Origin of the sequence: Billgrantia ethanolica (assembly GCF_021404305.1) — a bacterium.
Classification (GTDB): Bacteria; Pseudomonadota; Gammaproteobacteria; order Pseudomonadales; family Halomonadaceae; genus Halomonas; species Halomonas ethanolica.
Genome location: NZ_JABFTX010000001.1, coordinates 336,416 through 355,366 on the forward strand (window position 1 = coordinate 336,416; position 18,951 = coordinate 355,366).

Here is an 18,951-nt window from a genome sequence, read left to right on the forward strand (position 1 = left end):
GTGGGCATTCTACCAGCCCGATGCAAGAGGCGCGCCCTCCTCGCCATAGGCTGGTACAATATGCGGCTGTACGAAGTTCACCCCATTGCTACGGACAAGACATACAGCCTATGAGCGAGTCGGAACAGACCACAGCCCCGGCCGAGAACCGCAAGCCCAAGCGTCGTCGTCGCAAGCCGCGCCGCAGCCAGTCCAACTGGGACCTGCGCCAGTTTCAGGTGCCTGCCGTGGCGGGCAAGTGGCGCTTTCACGACTTCGATCTGCCGCTGCCGCTGATGCGCGCCATCCACGCCCTGGGCTTCGAGTACTGCACGCCGATCCAGGCCGAAGCGTTGACCCACACCCTGCTGGGTGGCGATGTGGTGGGCAAGGCCCAGACCGGCACCGGCAAGACCGCTGCCTTCCTGATCTCGATCCTGGCCTACTTCCTCGAGGAAGAGGCGCCAAATGGGCAAAAGCCCGGTGCGCCGCGTGCGCTGATCGTGGCGCCGACCCGTGAGCTGGCGCTGCAGATCGAGAAGGACGCCAAGGCATTGGCGCGCTTCACCGACCTCAACGTGGCCAGCGTGGTCGGCGGCATGGACTACCAGAAACAGCGCGAGCACCTGGGCAAGAGGCTCGACATCCTGGTCGCCACTCCCGGTCGCCTGCTCGACTTCCACGAGAAGCGCGACGTCGATCTCACCCAGGTCGAGATCCTGGTGCTCGACGAGGCCGATCGCATGTTGTCGATGGGCTTCATTCCCGACGTCAAGCGCATCATTCGCCACACGCCGAAGAAGGAAGAGCGTCAGACCTTCCTGTTCTCGGCGACCTTCTCCGATGACATCCTCAACCTGGCCAGCCAGTGGACCCACCAGCCGACCCACGTCGAGATCGAGGTCACGGTGGACAACAAGGCCAACATCGATCAGCGCGTCTACATGGTCGGCGATGACGACAAGCAGCGCCTGCTGATCAACCTGTTGAAGCAGGAGAGCTTCGACCGGGTGATGGTGTTCGGCAATCGCCGCGACCTGGTGCGCAAGCTCGAGGGCCTGCTGAAGAAAGCCGATATCAACGTGGCCATGCTCTCCGGCGACGTGCCGCAGAATCAGCGCATCAAGACCCTGGAGCGCTTCCGCGAGGGCGAGGTGCAGGTGCTGGTAGCCACCGACGTGGCCGGCCGCGGCATCCATATCGAGGATGTCAGCCACGTGATCAATTACACCCTGCCCGAGGATCCGGAGGATTACGTCCACCGCATCGGCCGTACCGGCCGCGCCGGGGCCACCGGGGTGTCGATCAGCTTCGTTGGCGAAGAGGATGCCTTCTCGCTGCCGGAGATCGAACGCTACATCCAGGACAAGCTGCCCTGCGAGCACCCGCCCGAGGGGCTGCTGTAACGGCCATGCTGGACGAGGCCCTCAAGGGCGAGATACAGGCCGCCTACCGTCGCGTGCTGGAGGCCCAGGGGCTGACGCCACGCTACGGCCAGCGGCTGATGATCGCCGAGATCGCCCGCACCCTGGGCGGCATCGAGGCCGACGACGCCGGCAAGCGGCTCTCCGACGAGCACGTCTGCGTGCTCGAGGCGGGCACCGGCACCGGCAAGACCCTGGCCTACCTGCTGGCGGCGCTGCCGGTGGCCAAGGCCAAGGGCAAGCGCCTGGTGGTGGCCACGGCCACCATTGCCTTGCAGGAGCAGGTGCTGCTGCAGGACCTGCCTACTCTCAAGGCCCACAGCGGCCTCGATTTCGACTACGCCCTGGCCAAGGGGCGCGGTCGCTACCTCTGCCTGACGCGCCTGGAGCAGGCCCTCGATGGCGTCGAGGGCAATCCGACCCTGTCGCTGTTCGAGCAGAGCCTGGCGCAGGGGGGCGGTGACCACTTCCAGGCGCTGGTGCAGGAAATGGCCGACGCCTACGGCAGCGGCCGCTGGGAAGGGGATCGCGAGAGCTGGCCGGTGGCCATCGACGACGGCGACTGGCGGCGGCTGACCATCGACCATCGCCAGTGCACCAATCGCCGCTGCGGTCATTTTGCCGCCTGCGCCTTTTTCCGTGCCCGCCGCGACCTCGAGAGTGCCGACATCATCGTCGCCAACCACGACCTGGTGCTGGCCGACCTGTCGCTGGGCGGCGGCGTGGTGCTGCCGCCCCCGGGAGACTGCATCTACGTCTTCGACGAAGGCCACCACCTGCCGGACAAGGCGTTGAACCACTTCGCCCACCGCGTGGGCGTCAACGGTACGCTGCGCTGGCTGGGCAACCTGAAGAAATCGCTGACCGAACTCAACCAGGCGCTGGCGATACAGCCGACCCTCGCGCGGCTGCTGGCCGGGCTGCCGGAAACCATCGCCGCGCTGGAGCCGCGTCTGGGTGAGGCCTATTCCCTGGGTCATCAGCTGGCCGGGCGGCAGCATGGGCTCGCGGAAGATGAGGAGAATCATCAGTACCGCTTCGAGATGGGGCGCGTTCCCGAGGCCCTGCGCGAGCATGCGGGCAATCTGCTGGTGGGCTTCGCCGAACTCTCTCGCACGCTGGAAACCATGAGCGACATCCTGCGTGAGAGCCTCGACCCCGACAAGCACACCGGGCTCGAACGCGAGCAGGCCGAGGCGTGGCTGCCGCTGCTGGCGCTGTTGCACGGCCGCGCGCTGGAGGCCCACGGGCTGTGGGAGGCGTATGCCGAAACCGATATGGATGGCGAAGCACCAAGAGCGCGCTGGTTGACGCTGGAGCGCTTCGGCAGTGAACCGGAACTGACGTTTTCGGCGAGCCCCGTGTCGGCCGCGCCGACCCTGGCCAAGAGTCTGTGGGGCAGCTGCTTCGGTGCGGTGGTGACCTCGGCCACGCTGACCGCGCTGGGTCGCTTCGAGCGCCTGCAGGAGCGTGCCGGGCTGGCCAACCGCTACCGCTACCAGCGTTTGCCGAGCCCCTTCGATTACTCCCGTGCGGTGCTGAGCGTGCCGCGCCAGGCCGTGGACCCCGGTGACCGCGATGCCCACGAGGGGGCCATCGTCGATTTCGTCAGCGGGCTGGGCGACAAGGAAGCCGTGCTGATGCTGTTCTCGTCGCGGGCGCAGCTGCGTGCGGTGGAGAAGGCGCTGCCGGCGACGTGGCGCGAGCGGGTCTTGGCCCAGGACCGCCTGCCCAAGCGCGAGCTCATCGAGCGTCATCGGGCGCGGGTGGATGGCGGCGAGGGCAGTGTGATCTTCGGCCTGGCGAGCTTCGCCGAGGGCATCGATCTGCCCGGCGACTATCTCACCCATGTGGTGATCACGCGGCTGCCGTTCGCCGTGCCCGACGATCCGGTGGGGGCGACTCTGGCCGAATGGATCGAGAGCCGGGGCGGCAATCCCTTCATGCGCATCAGCGTGCCCGATGCCTCGATCAAACTGGTGCAGGCGTGCGGCCGGCTGATCCGCAAGGAGGCCGATCAGGGGCGCATCACGCTGCTTGACCGACGCGTGCTCACGCGGCGCTACGGCCAGGCGCTGCTTGATGCGCTGCCGCCGTTCAGGCGAGAGATCGACGGGTAGGGGCCCGCAACGACAAGGGCCCGCAGCGCGGGCCCTCTTTCTCTGTGGTCTTGCTTGTATCCTGGCTGTCAATCCTGGCTATCAGCCCTGGCGTCGCTCCGCCAGCACCGGACTGAGCTTGTTTGCCATGCGCCTCATGGTCTCCTCGGTGGTGGCCCAGTCGATGCAGGCATCGGTGACGGAAACGCCGTACTGCATCTGACTGTGATCGTCGAGGATCTTCTGGCTGCCCCAGCCGATATTGGATTCCACCATCAGACCCATGATCGAGCGGTTGCCCTCGAGGATCTGGTTGGTGACGTTGTCCAGCACCAGTGGCTGCAGCGCCGGGTCCTTGTTGGAGTTGGCGTGGGAGCAGTCGATCATGATGTTGGGCTTGATGCCGGCCTTCTTCAGCTCCTGCTCGGCCAGCGCCACGCTGACGCTGTCGTAGTTGGGCTTGCCGTTACCGCCGCGCAGCACCACATGAGCGTAAGCGTTGCCGCGGGTGCGGATGATCGCCACCTGGCCGCTCTGGTTGATGCCGAGGAAATTGTGCGGATGCGAGACCGACTGCAAGGCGTTGATGGCCACGTCGAGGCTGCCGTCGGTGCCGTTCTTGAAGCCCACCGGGCTGGAGAGGCCCGAGGACATCTCGCGATGGGTCTGGGACTCGGTGGTGCGAGCGCCAATGGCCGACCAGCTGATGCAGTCCTGCAGGTACTGTGGCGAGATCGGGTCCAGCGCCTCGGTGGCCAGCGGCAGGCCGAGCTCGGAGAGCTCCACCAGCAGTTTGCGGGCGATGTGCAGCCCTTCCTCGATCTCGAACGAGCCGTTGAGGTGCGGGTCGTTGATCAGGCCCTTCCAGCCGACGGTGGTACGCGGCTTCTCGAAATAGACGCGCATCACGATGAACAGGCTGTCCTTGACCTCGTCGGCCAGGCGGCGCAGGCGGCGCGCATAGTCGAGGGCGGCGTCGACGTCGTGGATCGAGCAGGGGCCGACCACGACGAGCAGGCGCGGGTCGCTGCCGTCGAGAATGTTCTGAATGGTCCGGCGACCCTCGATCACCGTTCTCTCGGCGACGTCACCGAGGGGGATCTCGTTCTTGAGGGCTTCGGGAGTGATCAGTACGTCCTGGGAAAGGACGTTGAGGTTGCTGACCTGCTGATCTGACATGTTGCTACCTGTGTCGTGATGCGTTGAAGGCAATAAGATGAACTACTATACACCCGCCGGGGGAATAATCGGCAATCGGAACGGAACCCGAAGCGGCTGGAGGGGTCTCAGCGCCGGCAGCATGGCGGCCGGCTTGATGCGCGGCCAAGAAAGAGGAACACTTGTCGGGACGGACGACCACGTCCAGGGACATTCAGCGGCCAACGGGCTCCAGGTTGAAACCATGCAAGCAGATTATTCAACGACGCTTTACACCCGCATCCCGCCTCGGGGCGCTGCCCTGTCGGGGAGGGCATGAATGGGCAACCGGGAAACCGACCAGCAGCTCGTGGAGCGTGCGCAACAGGGCGATACGCGTGCCTTCGACCTGCTGGTGAAGAAGTATCAGCACAAGATCATCGGCTTGATCGGTCGCTACGTTCAGGACCACGCCGAAGTGCAGGATGTGGCCCAGGAGGCTTTCATCAAAGCCTATCGTGCACTGGGCAAGTTTCGCGCCGAGAGCGCGTTCTATACTTGGATGTATCGCATCGCCATCAATACGGCAAAGAACCATCTCGTCTCGAAGGGGCGCCGCCCACCAGGCAGCGATCTCGATATCGTCGATGCCGAAATTCTCGACCATAGCGGGCGACTTGCCGATATCGAAACCCCGGAGTCGTCGCTGGCCCGGGATCAACTTGAGACGGCCGTCTTCGAGGCCATCGAAAATCTACCCGACGATCTGCGCACGGCCATCACCCTGCGTGAACTCGATGGGCTCTCCTACGAGGACATCGCCAATATCATGCAGTGTCCGGTAGGGACGGTCCGCTCGAGGATCTTTCGTGCTCGTGAGGCGGTGGATCAGCATATTCAGCCGCTGGTGGAGACGGCTCGGACACGGGAATCGGTGACCGAGTGAAGTTTTTCAAGAAGTTTTCGTCTCGGCGCTGAACTGTCTCGCGCCGATGACGTCTGAAGCATTGACCGCAGTATGACAGCGGCAAATCATGGGCTGTCGGCATTCCGTTTCGGTGCGTTCGGGAATGCCGGAAAACATTGGTAGCAAGGCAGGGTGCCTTGTCGATGTGGGGGTGTAGAGGAATGAGTCAGAATGCACGGGAATCGCTTTCTGCCCTGATGGACAACGAAGGTGATGATCTCGAGCTTCGCCGGACGCTCAAGTCGCTCGAAGAGCAGCCGGACGCGGCGGAAGCCTGGCGGCGCTATCATCTGATGCGCAGCGTGATGCGGCGGGATCATGACATCGATGTCAGCACGGACCTCTCGGCCGGCATCATGGCCAGGCTCCATGCCGAGCCGGTGCCCGAAATGGAAGCGCCTCGTATTGCACCGCGTCGCATGCAGCCCTTCGCTCGCAGCGCAGGCATTGCGGCGGCGGTCACGCTGATGGTGATCACCGGGGTGCAGTTCTACAACGGCACCGATTTCACTCGCACGGGCGGTGAATCCGAGCTGGCCGACAACCAAGTCCCCGCAGCTGCAGGCCAGACTCAGCGCAACCTCGTGGCACAGGCCGGAGGCGGCAGTCAGGCCACCCCCGTTGGCATGCCGTTATTCTCTCCGGCGCTGTCGGGCGGTCAGGCAGGCGGCGTGATGCCGGTCGGCGCCAGCTTCGACAATCCCCTGTTCATGACTCCCAACCCGCGCCAGTCCCGCAGCACCGACCAGGAGCAGGCGCGCTTGCTGCAGTCATATCTCGACCGTCACTCTCAGGGGGCCACCAACCTGAGCGGCGACGTCTGGATGCCACTCCTGCGGGCTTCGGGTAACGAGACGCTGGGGCAGCGCTGATGGTAAGCAGGCGTAACGCCAGGTGCCTGGCTGCGTTGAGCGGTGTCTTGCTCCTGGCTTACGGTGCCGTCGCGATTGCAGAAACGTCGGCGGCGATTGCAGAAGCGGCGGATGAGCCAACCGAGACCGAGCACTTCGACTGCCGTCAGCTGGCCGAGTGGGAGCGTCCCGAATCGCCCGTGGAGTGGTTCGAGCGCAGTCTGTGGGCGGGTCACTGTCATGTCTTCCAGGCGCGAGCGGTACGCATCGGCATCGATGGCGTTCGTACCCTGGCGCTCTCCCGCGACATCCAGGACGGTGTCGAGCGCGAAGTAGCGCGTTTCCTCGACGGTCCTCCCGTATTCTTCGAGCGCCGTGGCCACATCGGTCGCATGAGCTGGTCCAACGGCGACCCGGAGGTCCCCGCTTCGCCGGCAGGCATGGCCCGGCATATCGAACAGTATTACCGCCTCTCCATGGGCAGCGATGAGCGTATCGCCAATCGCAGTGCGGTTCGTCTGGATATCGAGCCGTTGGACGGTTTGCGCTTCGGCCATCGCCTTTGGCTCGACGAAGACACTGCCTTGCCGCTCAAGCGCGAGTTGATCGACGACCGAGGGCGTGTTGTCGAGACGTTCCAACTGACCGAGCTTCAACCACCGCAGCTTTACCAAGGCGGAGTGGTGCTCGATGCAACTCCCGCGCCGCCACAGCAAGCCTGGGGGGCTGGCTGGTTGCCCAATGGCTTTCTCGATCAGCCGGTCGATACGCAGACCGACCGGCACGACCCGGAGGTTGGTCATCGCATCTACAGCGACGGCCTCTCTACGCTGAGTCTGTTCGTCGAGCCGATCGAGGAGGGGCGGGAGCGATTGATTCCCGGGCTGCATCGTCTGGGAATTTCGCTCGCCGTGGTACGCCATGTCGCGGTGGGCGGTCGGCCCATGCAGGTGGTGGCAATGGGTGAATTGCCGCCGCGGGTGCTGGCCCAGGTGGCGGAAAGTCTCTCCTGGGGCGAAGCATCCGAGGCGCCGGAGTGAATCGGCCCGCCAAGGGCGTCGTGGCCTGGAGTCCGGGCGCTGCGACACCTTGAGACGCCTTGAAAAGCGATCCGGGCCGCCGCAATTACCGCAAGGGAAATGAGTTACCGCAAGGGAGATGAGTTACCGCCAGGGATGCGAGTTACACCCAGGGACATCATGTTTTCCCTGGGAACAGTAAGTTCCGCTATAGATAATGAAATGCTGATGCAGGAGCTCTCATGAAGCCATTGACGCGACAGGTCTCTCTTTGGGCGCTGCTTGTGGCCATGCTGCTGTCATGGCAGTCTGCCGTTGCCCGCGAGCTGCCCGATTTCACCGTGCTGGTCGAGCAGGCGGCCCCCGGCGTGGTCAACATCTCGACTACCCGCATGATGCCGGGGCGCACTCAGGGGTTCGAAGATTTCGGCGGACAGGACATTCCGGACATCTTCCGCCACTTCTTCGGCGACCGTTTCCCGGCGCCGCCCGGTGGGGGAGGCGGTGGGCCGGGCCGGGGACAAGAGCGCCAATCCCTGGGCTCCGGTTTCATCATCAGTGAAGATGGCTATATCCTCACCAATGCCCACGTGGTAGACGGAGCCGACGAAATCCTCGTGCGTCTCAACGACCGCCGCGAGCTCGAAGCCGAGCTGATCGGTGCGGATAGCCAAACCGACGTGGCGCTGCTCAAGGTCGATGCTTCCGACCTGCCGACGCTGCGCATGGGGGATTCCGACCGGCTGCGCGTAGGCGAATGGGTGGCGGCCATCGGTTCGCCGTTCGGTTTCGACCACTCGGTGACTGCGGGTATCATCAGCGCCATCAATCGTACCCTGCCGCGCGATGCCTACGTGCCTTTCATCCAGACCGACGTTGCCATCAATCCAGGAAACTCCGGTGGGCCGCTGTTCAATCTCGACGGCGAGGTCGTGGGCATCAATGCGCAGATTTTCACCCGTAGCGGCGGCTTCATGGGCGTGTCGTTCGCGATTCCCATCAACGTGGCCATGGACGTCGCCAATCAGCTGCGGGATGACGGCCGCGTGCGTCGCGGCTGGCTCGGCGTGATGATCCAGCCGGTATCGCGCGACCTGGCCGAGTCGTTCGGCATGGACAGCGCCAGCGGTGCTCTGATTGCCGACCTCGACCCCGAAGGTCCGGCCGCGCGTGCCGGGCTGCAGGCGGGTGACATCGTGCTCGAGGTCGACGGCGAGGAGGTCGAGCGTTCGCGCAACCTGCCGCGCCTGATCGGGCGGGTCACGCCGGGCAACGATGCCGAATTGACCATCATGCGTGACGGTGAGCGCCAGGAGATTGCCGTCACCATCGGCGACTGGCCGGATAGCGAGCAGACCGAGCAGGCGCGCCGCGGCGGTGAATCCGATGCTCAGGCCCGCCTGGGCATCGCCGTGGCCGAGCTCGAGGATGCCGAGCGTCAGCGGCTCGGCATCGACAGCGGAGTGGTGGTGCGTGAGGTCGACCCCCGTGGGGCGGCTGCCGATGCCGGCATTCGGCCTGGTGACGTGATCGTAAGCATCGATCATCATGCCGTGGAGGAGCCAGCTCAGCTGCGCGAGCTGGTCGAAAGATTGCCTGGTGATCGCGCCGTGCCGGTGCGTCTCTACCGTGAGGGACGCTCACTGTTCGTGGCACTGCGTCTGGGCAACGGCTAAGCAGCGGCCAAGGCCACCGGCCATCGCGACGACACCTCCCGCTCGTGCGGGAGGTGTCGTCGTTTTTGCCGCTGCATGCGGCTGTGCTGTCCAACCCTTGGCCATGCCGGTACAATACCGGCCATTGAATTCATATGACGTGAACGGGCGCCGACCTAGATTGCCGCTGCCGCGCTCGTGTCGAATACCGGACTGGGTTAGATGAGCAACGAAGCAAGCAACGGAAAACTGAAGCACATTCGTAACTTCTCGATCATTGCCCATATCGACCACGGCAAGTCGACCCTGGCAGATCGCCTGATCCAGAGCTGCGGCGGACTGACCGAGCGCGAACTGAAGGAGCAGGTGCTCGACTCGATGGACCTCGAGCGCGAGCGAGGCATCACCATCAAGGCCCAGTCGGTCACGCTGGACTATCATGCCCAGGATGGCAACACCTACCAGCTCAACTTCATCGACACCCCGGGTCACGTCGACTTCTCCTACGAAGTATCGCGCTCGCTGTATGCCTGCGAGGGGGCGCTGCTGGTAGTGGACGCCGCTCAGGGCGTCGAAGCGCAGTCGGTCGCCAACTGCTATACCGCGATCGAGCAGGGCCTCGAGGTGCTGCCGGTACTCAACAAGATGGACCTGCCCCAGGCCGACCCGGACAAGGTCTCCCATGAGATCGAGGAGATCATCGGACTGGACGCCACCGATGCCTGCCAGGTGTCGGCAAAGAGCGGTTTGGGTATCGATGGGTTGCTCGAACGCCTGGTGCGTGACATTCCGCCGCCCAAAGGCGATCCCGATGCGCCGTTGCAGGCACTGATCATCGACTCCTGGTTCGACAACTACCTCGGCGTGGTGTCGCTGGTGCGTATCTTCGACGGCACCCTGAAAAAGGGCGAGAAGATCCGCATCAAATCGACCGGTCGCGACTGGCAGGCCAACGAGGTGGGCATCTTCACTCCGATACGCAAGGAAACCAACATCCTGCGTGCCGGTGAGGTGGGCTTCGTGGTGGCCGGCATCAAGGACATCCACGGTGCCCCGGTGGGGGATACCATCACCCACGCCAAGACCCCGGACGTCGAGCGCTTGCCCGGCTTCCAGAAGGTCAAGCCGCAGGTCTACGCCGGCATGTTCCCGGTCAGCGCCGACGATTACGAAGACTTCCGCGATGCGCTGGAGAAGCTGGCGCTGAACGACGCCTCACTGGAGTACGAGCCGGAGAACTCCGATGCTCTGGGTTTCGGTTTTCGCGTCGGCTTCCTCGGCACGCTGCACATGGAGATCATCCAGGAGCGGCTCGAGCGTGAGTACGACCTCGATCTGCTCACCACCGCACCCACGGTGGTCTACGAACTGGCAATGAAGAACGGTGACGTCAAATACGTCTCCAATCCCTCAAAGCTGCCCGACATGGCCGACGTGGACGAGATGCGCGAACCGATCGTACGCGCCAGCATCCTGGTGCCGCAGGAGTTCGTCGGCAACGTGATCATGGAGTGCGAGAACCGGCGCGGCAATCAGCTCGACATGCAGTTCCTCGGCAGCCAGATCCAGCTCACCTATGAGCTGCCCATGTCCGAAGTGGTGATGGACTTCTTCGATCGGCTCAAGTCCATTTCCAAGGGCTATGCTTCGCTGGACTACAACTTCGAGCGCTTCGAGGCGGCCAAGCTGGTGCGGTTGGACGTGCTGATCAACGGCGACCGGGTCGATGCGTTGGCCGTCATCATTCACCGCGACCATGCCCACACGCGGGGGCGGGTGCTGGTGGAGAAGATGAAGGAGCTGATCCCGCGCCAGATGTTCGACGTGGCGATCCAGGCCGCCATCGGCGGTCAGGTGGTGGCTCGCTCCACGGTCAAGGCACTGCGCAAGAACGTGACGGCCAAGTGCTACGGCGGGGACGTGACGCGCAAGAAGAAGCTGCTCGAGAAACAGAAGGCAGGCAAGAAGCGCATGAAACAGGTCGGTCGGGTGGAGATTCCCCAGGACGCTTTCCTGGCCGTACTCAAGGTGAACGACTAGGACCGGCGATAACATGGATTTCTCTTTGCTACTGGTGGTGGCAGTCGCCATCACTGGATTGATCTGGCTGCTCGATCTGGTTTGGTGGCGGCCGGCGCGTCGCCGTAAACTGGCCGCCGTGGAGGCGGGCACTACGGAAGGGCTCGACGAGGCCTCCCGCGAGCGGGCCATGAAGGAGCCCTGGCCGGTCGACTATGCGCGCTCGTTCTTTCCGGTATTGCTGGTCGTCCTGCTATTGCGCAGCTTCCTGGTGGAGCCGTTCCAGATCCCCTCGGGCTCCATGCGTCCGACCCTGGAAGTGGGCGACTTCATCCTGGTCAACAAGTTCACCTATGGTTTGCGTCTGCCGGTGACCCACACGCGTATCGTCGAGTTGGGTGAGCCCGAGCGTGGCGACGTCATGGTGTTCCGTTTTCCCAGCGAGCCCTCGGTGAACTTCATCAAGCGTGTGGTGGGGCTGCCGGGCGATACCGTGCGCTACGAAGACAAGCAGCTGTACGTCAACGGCGAGCCCGTGCCCAAGCGCGTGCTGGACGAAGCGCCGCCCACCGCGCCGGGCGAGTGGCTGCTGGAGGAGCGCCTGGGCGAGGTCAGTCATCGTATCTACAATAATCCACGTGACCCGGGCCCTCGCGTACGCGAGATCGTGGTGCCCGAGGGTCATTACTTCACCATGGGCGACAACCGAGACCACTCCAACGACAGCCGCTACTGGGGCTTCGTACCCGAGGAGAACGTCGTCGGCCGAGCCTTTGCCGTATGGATGCACTGGGACGGTGGCCTGCCCAGTTTCACCCAGGCTCGCCGCATCCATTGATGGATCAGCAATAACAGGAATTTCGTGAGCAAATCCCTTTCCGCCTTCAGCCGCCGCATCGGCCACGCTTTCAGCGACATCACGCTGCTGGAACTGGCCATGACGCACCGTAGCTTTGGGGGCCAGAACAACGAGCGGCTCGAGTTTCTCGGCGACTCCATCGTCAACTTCGTGATTGCCGAGGCACTCTACGAGCGTTTTCCTCAGGCTCGCGAAGGTCAGCTTTCGCGCCTGCGGGCGCGCCTGGTTCGCGGCCAGACCCTGGCCGAACTGGCCCGGGAGATGTCGTTCGGCGAGTGCCTGCGGCTTGGCTCGGGTGAGATGAAGAGCGGCGGTCATCGGCGCGATTCGATCCTGGCCGATGCGGTGGAAGCCGTGCTTGGCGCCATCTATCTCGATGCCGGCATGGACGTGGCGCGCACCCGGGTGCTGGCGTGGTACGCCGAGCGTCTGGAGTCGATCGATCTGCAGGATACTCAGAAGGATCCCAAGACCCGGCTGCAGGAGTTCCTGCAGTCGCGCCAGTCGCCGCTGCCGCGCTACGATGTGGTGTCCGTCGAGGGCGAGGCACATGACCAGACCTTTACGGTCGAGTGTCACGTCGAACTGCTGGCGACGCATACCCTGGGTACCGGCTCCAGTCGCCGTCATGCCGAGCAGCAGGCCGCCGAGCTTGCCCTGCTCCAGCTCGAAAACCAGAAGGGGGCGAAATCATGAGCCAGACCTGTGGCTTCGTGGCCATCGTCGGTCGTCCCAACGTCGGCAAGTCGACGCTGATGAACCGCATCCTCGGCCAGAAGATATCGATCACCTCGCGTCGCCCGCAGACGACCCGCCATCAGGTCATGGGGATCAAGACCGAGGGCGAGGCGCAGTTCATCTACGTCGACACGCCGGGTATCCATATTCTGGGTCGCGATCGCAACAAGGCGATCAACCGATTCATGAACCAGGCCGCTACTCAGGCCCTGCGCGATGTCGATTGCGTGGTCTTCATCATCGACCGCACGCGCTGGACCGACGAGGACCAGGTGGTGCTGTCGCGTCTGGAGCACGTCCAGGCGCCGGTGATCCTGGCCGTCAACAAGGTCGACCGGCTCGAGGACAAGAGCACGCTGCTGCCGTGGCTGGCCGAGGTCGGCGCGCGCCGCGACTTTGCCGCCATCATCCCCGTTTCCGCCAAGCACGGTACCAACGTACCGGAGCTGGAGGCGGAGGTCGCCAAGCATCTGCCCGAGGGCATCCACCACTTCCCCGACGACCAGGTCACCGACAGGAGCCAGCGCTTCCTGGCGGCGGAACTGGTGCGCGAGAAGATCATGCGTCAGCTCGGCGACGAGTTGCCCTATCAGGTGACGGTCGAGATCGAGGAGTTCCGCGACGAGGGTAGGGTGGTGCACATCAGCGCCCTGATCCTGGTGGAGCGCGCCGGCCAGAAGAAGATCCTCATCGGAGACAAGGGCGAGCGGATCAAGAACATCGGTCGTGAGGCGCGGCTCGACATGGAGCGTGCGCTCGACGCCAAGGTGATGCTCAATCTCTGGGTCAAGGTGAAGCGCGGCTGGTCGGACGACGAGAGAGCGCTGAAGAGCCTCGGCTACGACCTGGACTGATACTTCCGAACCTGTCTGCGCTTGCCCTCTCTCGTTCAGGCGATTCATCATGCAGCCGCAGCCGGCCTTTCTTCTCCACAAGCGTCCCTATCGCGAGACCAGCGCTCTGGTCGAGCTGCTGACCCTCGAGCACGGTCGCGTGCGGGCGGTGGCCCAGGGCGTGCAGCGTCCGGGCTCACGCTCGCGGGGCAGGCTGCAGCCCTTTGCCCCGCTGCACGTCACCTGGGTGGGAGAAGGGGAGCTCAAGCGTCTGCGCCTGATGGAGAGTCGTGGCGCGGCGGCGCTGCTGGCCGGGGAAGGGCTACTGTGCGGACTTTACGCCAATGAACTGCTGACGCGAACGCTGCCGGTGGAGCTGCCCGTACCGGACGTGTTCGCTTTTTATACGGCCCTGCTCGAGGCACTGCCGCGTCCCGATGGGCGTGCCATGGCGCTGCGGCGCCTGGAGTTCACGCTGCTCGATGCGCTGGACGCCATGCCGCGCTACACCACGCCCGAAGGCGAGGAGCTGGACCCCCAGGGACGCTACCGTTTCGATGCCGCCTCGCGCGCCTTCATACCCGGCTCGCCAGGGATCGATGGTCGCACCCTGCGCTTGCTGGCCGGCGGCGACTGGGCGGCTCCCGGGCTGGCCGGCCCGGCCAAGGCGGTGGCGCGGGCGGCGTTGGCGCCTTTGCTTGGCACGCGGCCGCTGCGTTCCCGTGAGCTGATGCGTCAGCTTGCCGAGCGGCGCCGCCCCCCCTCACACTGACCCATTCATTCGACCAGCCGCTGGAGGCCACCATGCATCCCCCGCGCATTCTGCTTGGCGTCAACATCGACCACATTGCCACGCTGCGTCAGGCGCGCGGCACGCGCTATCCCGATCCGGTTCAGGCAGCGCTGCTGGCAGAGGAAGCCGGCGCCGACGGTATCACCGTGCACCTGCGAGAAGATCGGCGACACATCCAGACGCGCGACGTGCGCCTGCTGGCCGAAGTGCTCAATACGCGCATGAACCTGGAGATGGCCGTCACCGAGGAGATGCTGGTGCTGGCCGAGGAGGTGCGCCCGGCGCACGTTTGCCTGGTTCCCGAGAAACGCGAGGAGCTGACTACCGAAGGTGGGCTGGACGTGGTGGGCAACTTTGCTGCCGTAGCCGATGCCTGCCGACGTCTGGCGGCGGCGGACTGCGAGGTTTCCCTGTTCATCGATCCCGAGCCGAGTCAGATCGAAGCGGCCAAGCGCGCCGGGGCGCCGGTCATCGAACTGCATACCGGGACCTATGCCGAGCGCTCCGGGCAGGCGGCGCGCGAGGAGCACGCGCGGTTGACGGCGGCGACGGAGATGGCACTCGAGCTGGGGCTGACGGTGAATGCCGGGCATGGGTTGAACTACCACAACGTCGAGGCGATCGCTGCCATTCCGGGCCTGCACGAACTCAATATCGGCCATGCCATCATTGCCCGGGCGCTGTTCGTCGGGCTCAAGGAGGCAGTGGCCGAGATGAAACGGCTGATCATCGCCGGGCAGGAGGCGGGCTTCGTCGCTTCGCTCGAAGAGCACGACCATGATCATGAGCATGACGACAACGATTGACCCCGGTGCCGATAACGCCGACGGTCGGGGCTAGACGACGAAGCAAGGCTCATTTGGCGGTGCTGGGTGGCGCTTCCTGGCGCTGGGCATGCCACTCGCTGAGCCTGTCCATGGCGCTGAACAGGTCTTCCAGCAGCGACGCGACCTCCGACATTCCCCGCGAACGCAGCCGCGTCTCCAGGGTTTCGGCAACCAGGGCCAGCTCGGGTGCGCCGCAGTAGCGGCAGGCGCCGTTGAGGGCATGCACGGCATCCAGCAGCGCCTCGGAATCGCCTCTGGCCAGTGCTACACGCAGCTGTTCGAGAGTGTCGGGCAGTGAGGCCGCTAGCTCGCCGAGCAGTTCATAGGCCAGGCTCTCGCTGCCATTCGCCAGTCGCGTGCCCAGCTCCAGGTCGACGACTGCCAGGTCCGCGGCGACGTCTTTTTCACGTCCCGCTGGCAAGGCAGGGGCGGGAGCGTTAGCGGGGAGTGGCGGCACGAAGCCGAGATGGCGCTGCAGGATGGTTTCGAGGCGATTGGAGTCCACCGGCTTGATCAGAATTTCCTGCATGCCGGCCGCCTGGAGGCGCGTTCGCTCGCTGTCGTGAGCATGAGCGGTCACGGCGATGATGGGGCAGCGCGCCCAGTGCCCACCCAATCGGCGCAACGCCTGGGTCGCTTCGACGCCGTCCATTCCCGGCATGCGGATGTCCATCAGCACCAGATGAAAGGTCTCGCCTTCGGCCAGGGCCAAGGCTTCTTCGCCGCTGCCGGCTTCGGCCAGCTCCAGGCCGGGTCGCTGCAGCAGTTCGCGCAGCAGTCGCCGGTTGATCGTATTGTCGTCCACCACCAGGATTCGTGCCTTGTGCTGCCGTTGCGCTTCGATGGCGGGGCGACGCTGCGCCGAGTTGCAGCGGCGCAATGCATCGGCAAGGGCTTGGCGTGAAACCGGCTTGCACAGAATCTCACAGCCGCGTGGCAGGTGCAGGTCGGGCAGCTCCAGCGGCGCCATGTTGATCAGCAGCAGTGCCGGGCAGGGGCAGGCCTGGAGCCGAGCGCGCCACTCCTCGACCACATCGGCATTCAGTTCGGTGGGGAGCGCGGCGACGAGCAGCGCGGGGGCGGGCGGCAGCAGATCCGGCTGGTGAATTTCTTCCACCTGCCCACCCCACAGGGTGAGCAAATGGTTCAGTGCGTGGCGGGTCGGGGCATGGGGCTCGAAGAGGGCGACCCGGCTGCCGTCCAGGATGTCGTCGCTTGTCTCGATGCCGTTGCCCACGACGTCCAGCGGCAGGGTGAAGGAGAAGGTCGAACCGCGCGAGGGCTCGCTCTCCACGGTGATCTGTCCTCCCATCTGTTCGACCAACTGCCGACTGATGGCCAGGCCAAGGCCAGAACCGCCGTATTGCCGGGGATGGCTGGCGGCGGCCTGGCGGAAAGCCTGGAAGAGATTGTGCTGCTCCTGCGACGTGAGTCCGATGCCGGTATCGCTGATGCTGACACGCAGGAGAACGTGTTCGTCGTCGGGTTGTTCCTCAACCATGACTCGAACGATGACCTCGCCCTGCTCGGTGAACTTGAGAGCGTTGTGGGTCAGATTGGTCAGTACTTGACGAATGCGCAGCGGGTCGCCGCGCAGCGGCGAGGGCACGTCGTCGTAGACCAGGCCCAGCAGATGGAGCCCTTTCTGATGGGCCAGCGGAGCCTGAAGCGCGAGCGCCTCGTCAACCAGCGAGACCATGTCCAGCTCAGCGCGATCCAGCTCCAGACGGCCAGCTTCCATGCGCGAGAAGTCCAGCACGTCATTGACCAGAGCCAGCAGGTTGTCGCAGGCGACCTGCACCTGATCGAGCCACTCGCGCTGACGCGGTTCCAGTCGCGAGCGTCCCAGCAGCCGACAGAAGCCGACGATGCCGTTGAGTGGGGTGCGGATCTCGTGACTCATGCTGGCCAGGAACTCGGACTTGATACGGTTGGCTTCCAGCGCTCTGCGGTGTGCCAGGTCGAGCTCGATGTTCTTGATCTCGATGGTTTCCATCGATTCTTCCAGCTCGGACGTGGTCTGCTCGATCTGGCGTTGCGTGTTCTCCCGGGATTGCTGCATCTCGTCGCCCAGGGCGTTCACGTGACGCGCCAGGCGGCGCAGCTCCGGGGCGCCCTCTTCCGGCAGGCGGATATCCAGGTCGCCGCTGCGCAGGCGTCTCAGCGCTTCGGCGGCGTTGTCCAGGCTGGAGTCGAGCCGGCGGCCCAGGGCGGAGGCAATCACGAACAGCAGTAGCCCCAGCAGCAGCAGCCCCAGGCCAGCAGTGGCCAGACGCCGATAGTAATCCAGCGTGAGCGCGCGGGTGTCGATGTCCAGTTCCAGCCACGCCTGAGGCATGGCGGTGACCTCGCCATTGGCCATGGCCAGGGGCATCATCAGCCGCCACAAATCGCCGCTGGTGTCGAGTTGCGTCGTGTGCGGCGGCGAGGTGGCCACCTGGGCGCGATTGCGGCCCATCTCCAGCTCGATCAGACCTTCATCGGTGTAGATACCGACACCGCGTGTCTCCTCGATTTCCAGCAGGCGCCGGGCCATGCCGTCGAGCCGGGACTGGGCTCCATCGAACAGAGCCTGTGCCATTTCCGGATTCTGCTGCTCGACAGCGGTGACGATGCGGTCACGCAGGGCCGCCTTGCGCCACTCGGTATCCTGCTTGAGCAGGAAGATGCTTATGAGCAATAGAACCAGCAGGGGAAGACACAGGATCCATAGTGTCAGGCGATTTCCGAGCGACATCGACGTTCCTTGATAACGGGCCAGCGCTTTCAGTATGCCACATTGACGGGGCATGCCTGTCCAGTCGATGACGGCGCGGATATACTACGGAAAAGACGTTAGCCTAAGGACGCTTACATGCAGTTCCCCACCATCGAGGATGTCGTCGGCCACACGCCGCTGGTGCGACTCAAGCGAATCACCGCGGGACGCAACAACACGCTGCTCGCCAAGCTCGAGGGCAACAATCCAGCAGGCTCGGTCAAGGACCGTCCGGCGCTGTCGATGCTCGAGCAGGCAGAGGCGCGCGGCGACATCACGCCGGGCGATACGCTGATCGAAGCCACCTCCGGCAACACCGGCATCGCTCTGGCCATGGCGGCTGCCATCAAGGGCTACCGCATGGTGCTGATCATGCCCGACAGCGCCTCCAGCGAGCGCAAGCAGGCCATGGCCGCCTATGGCGCCAGACTGATCACCGTGAGCAAGGAGGGCGGCATGGAGGAGGCCCGCGACCTGGCCGAAGCCATGGTGTCGCGGGGCGAAGGCAAACCGCTCAATCAGTTCGCCAATCCCGACAACCCGCTGGCCCACTATCGCGGCACCGGCCCCGAACTGTGGGAGCAGACCGACGGCACCATCACGCACTTCGTCAGCTCCATGGGTACCACCGGTACCATCATGGGCGTGTCGCGCTATCTCAAGGAGCGCAATCCGGAGGTGCAGATCATCGGTCTGCAGCCGGAGGATGGCGCCAGTATCGCCGGTATCCGCCGCTGGCCGAAGGAGTACCTGCCGAGCATCTTCGATGCCACCCGTGTCGATCGGGTGCTCGACATCGGCCAGCACGAAGCCGAGGAGCACATGCGTCGCCTGGCGCGCGAGGAAGGGATTCTGGCCGGTGTCTCCTCCGGCGGTGCCCTGGCCGGTGCGCTGCGCGTCGCCGAAGAGGTCGAGAATGCCGTGATCGTGTTCATCGTTTGCGATCGCGGCGATCGTTATCTCTCGACTGGGCTGTTCGCCCCGGAGGTTTGA

The 18,951-nt window shown here is 64.6% G+C and carries 15 protein-coding genes; 13 read left to right on the forward strand and 2 right to left on the reverse strand.

The features are described 5' to 3' along the window. The first annotated feature begins 110 nt into the window (after nucleotides 1-110). Both rhlB and dinG read left to right on the forward strand, forming a co-directional pair. Entirely contained in the window at nucleotides 111-1,385 is a 1,275-nt protein-coding gene (gene rhlB, locus HOP53_RS01550) for an ATP-dependent RNA helicase RhlB (RefSeq protein WP_234268378.1), read from the forward strand. 5 nt (nucleotides 1,386-1,390) lie between these two features. Further along, entirely contained in the window at nucleotides 1,391-3,523 is a 2,133-nt protein-coding gene (gene dinG, locus HOP53_RS01555; RefSeq protein WP_234268379.1) for an ATP-dependent DNA helicase DinG, read from the forward strand. Nucleotides 3,524-3,604: 81 nt separating this feature from the next. On the opposite strand, the gene HOP53_RS01560 is transcribed toward dinG, so the two are convergent. After that, entirely contained in the window at nucleotides 3,605-4,681 is a 1,077-nt protein-coding gene (locus HOP53_RS01560; RefSeq protein WP_234268380.1) for a 3-deoxy-7-phosphoheptulonate synthase, read from the reverse strand. Between the two features lie 298 nt (nucleotides 4,682-4,979). Between HOP53_RS01560 and rpoE the strand changes: the two genes are divergently transcribed. The 10 genes from rpoE to pdxJ all read left to right on the forward strand — a co-directional run bounded on the left by rpoE (nucleotide 4,980) and on the right by pdxJ (nucleotide 15,179). Next, nucleotides 4,980-5,585, forward strand: a complete 606-nt coding sequence (gene rpoE / locus HOP53_RS01565; RefSeq protein ID WP_234268381.1) for an RNA polymerase sigma factor RpoE — start codon at nucleotides 4,980-4,982, stop codon at nucleotides 5,583-5,585. A 182-nt stretch (nucleotides 5,586-5,767) separates the two neighbouring features. Next, nucleotides 5,768-6,478 carry a sigma-E factor negative regulatory protein gene (locus HOP53_RS01570; RefSeq protein WP_234268382.1) on the forward strand — a complete coding sequence of 237 codons (711 nt, stop codon included), beginning with the start codon at nucleotides 5,768-5,770 and terminating at the stop codon, nucleotides 6,476-6,478. 47 nt (nucleotides 6,479-6,525) lie between these two features. Then, entirely contained in the window at nucleotides 6,526-7,497 is a 972-nt protein-coding gene (locus HOP53_RS01575) for a MucB/RseB C-terminal domain-containing protein (RefSeq protein WP_234268383.1), read from the forward strand. A 221-nt stretch (nucleotides 7,498-7,718) separates the two neighbouring features. Further along, nucleotides 7,719-9,152 (forward strand): DegQ family serine endoprotease, encoded by a 1,434-nt coding sequence (locus HOP53_RS01580; RefSeq protein WP_234268384.1) that lies wholly within the window; start codon nucleotides 7,719-7,721, stop codon nucleotides 9,150-9,152. 201 nt (nucleotides 9,153-9,353) lie between these two features. Continuing rightward, nucleotides 9,354-11,171, forward strand: a complete 1,818-nt coding sequence (gene lepA, locus HOP53_RS01585; protein ID WP_234268385.1) for a translation elongation factor 4 — start codon at nucleotides 9,354-9,356, stop codon at nucleotides 11,169-11,171. A 13-nt stretch (nucleotides 11,172-11,184) separates the two neighbouring features. After that, nucleotides 11,185-11,988: a signal peptidase I gene (gene lepB / locus HOP53_RS01590; RefSeq protein ID WP_234268386.1), complete on the forward strand. Its 804-nt coding sequence runs from the start codon at nucleotides 11,185-11,187 to the stop codon at nucleotides 11,986-11,988. 24 nt (nucleotides 11,989-12,012) lie between these two features. Beyond that, nucleotides 12,013-12,705 (forward strand): ribonuclease III, encoded by a 693-nt coding sequence (gene rnc / locus HOP53_RS01595; RefSeq protein WP_234268387.1) that lies wholly within the window; start codon nucleotides 12,013-12,015, stop codon nucleotides 12,703-12,705. Further along, entirely contained in the window at nucleotides 12,702-13,601 is a 900-nt protein-coding gene (gene era, locus HOP53_RS01600; protein WP_234268388.1) for a GTPase Era, read from the forward strand. Before rnc ends, era begins: the two co-directional genes overlap by 4 nt. Before the next feature lie 49 nt (nucleotides 13,602-13,650). Next, the gene (recO, locus tag HOP53_RS01605) at nucleotides 13,651-14,352 is read left to right on the forward strand and encodes a DNA repair protein RecO (protein WP_234268389.1); all 702 of its coding nucleotides are present in this window, start codon (nucleotides 13,651-13,653) and stop codon (nucleotides 14,350-14,352) included. Nucleotides 14,353-14,384: 32 nt separating this feature from the next. Further along, nucleotides 14,385-15,179 carry a pyridoxine 5'-phosphate synthase gene (pdxJ, locus tag HOP53_RS01610; protein WP_234268390.1) on the forward strand — a complete coding sequence of 265 codons (795 nt, stop codon included), beginning with the start codon at nucleotides 14,385-14,387 and terminating at the stop codon, nucleotides 15,177-15,179. A gap of 49 nt (nucleotides 15,180-15,228) precedes the next feature. On the opposite strand, the gene HOP53_RS01615 is transcribed toward pdxJ, so the two are convergent. Beyond that, entirely contained in the window at nucleotides 15,229-17,937 is a 2,709-nt protein-coding gene (locus HOP53_RS01615) for an ATP-binding protein (RefSeq protein ID WP_234268391.1), read from the reverse strand. A gap of 117 nt (nucleotides 17,938-18,054) precedes the next feature. On the opposite strand from HOP53_RS01615, the gene cysM reads away from it, so the two are divergent. Continuing rightward, nucleotides 18,055-18,951, forward strand: coding sequence for a cysteine synthase CysM (cysM, locus tag HOP53_RS01620; protein WP_234268392.1), 897 nt, complete (start codon nucleotides 18,055-18,057; stop codon nucleotides 18,949-18,951).

Coding starts and splice junctions, on each gene's coding strand:
- lepA (WP_234268385.1), top strand. CDS start 9,354: ATGAGCAACGAAGCAAGCAACGGAAAACTGAAGCACATTCGTAACTTC.
- lepB (WP_234268386.1), top strand. CDS start 11,185: ATGGATTTCTCTTTGCTACTGGTGGTGGCAGTCGCCATCACTGGATTG.
- era (WP_234268388.1), top strand. CDS start 12,702: ATGAGCCAGACCTGTGGCTTCGTGGCCATCGTCGGTCGTCCCAACGTC.
- HOP53_RS01615 (WP_234268391.1), bottom strand. CDS start 17,937: ATGTCGCTCGGAAATCGCCTGACACTATGGATCCTGTGTCTTCCCCTG.
- cysM (WP_234268392.1), top strand. CDS start 18,055: ATGCAGTTCCCCACCATCGAGGATGTCGTCGGCCACACGCCGCTGGTG.
- dinG (WP_234268379.1), top strand. CDS start 1,391: ATGCTGGACGAGGCCCTCAAGGGCGAGATACAGGCCGCCTACCGTCGC.
- HOP53_RS01560 (WP_234268380.1), bottom strand. CDS start 4,681: ATGTCAGATCAGCAGGTCAGCAACCTCAACGTCCTTTCCCAGGACGTA.
- HOP53_RS01570 (WP_234268382.1), top strand. CDS start 5,768: ATGAGTCAGAATGCACGGGAATCGCTTTCTGCCCTGATGGACAACGAA.
- recO (WP_234268389.1), top strand. CDS start 13,651: ATGCAGCCGCAGCCGGCCTTTCTTCTCCACAAGCGTCCCTATCGCGAG.
- HOP53_RS01580 (WP_234268384.1), top strand. CDS start 7,719: ATGAAGCCATTGACGCGACAGGTCTCTCTTTGGGCGCTGCTTGTGGCC.
- rhlB (WP_234268378.1), top strand. CDS start 111: ATGAGCGAGTCGGAACAGACCACAGCCCCGGCCGAGAACCGCAAGCCC.
- pdxJ (WP_234268390.1), top strand. CDS start 14,385: ATGCATCCCCCGCGCATTCTGCTTGGCGTCAACATCGACCACATTGCC.
- rpoE (WP_234268381.1), top strand. CDS start 4,980: ATGGGCAACCGGGAAACCGACCAGCAGCTCGTGGAGCGTGCGCAACAG.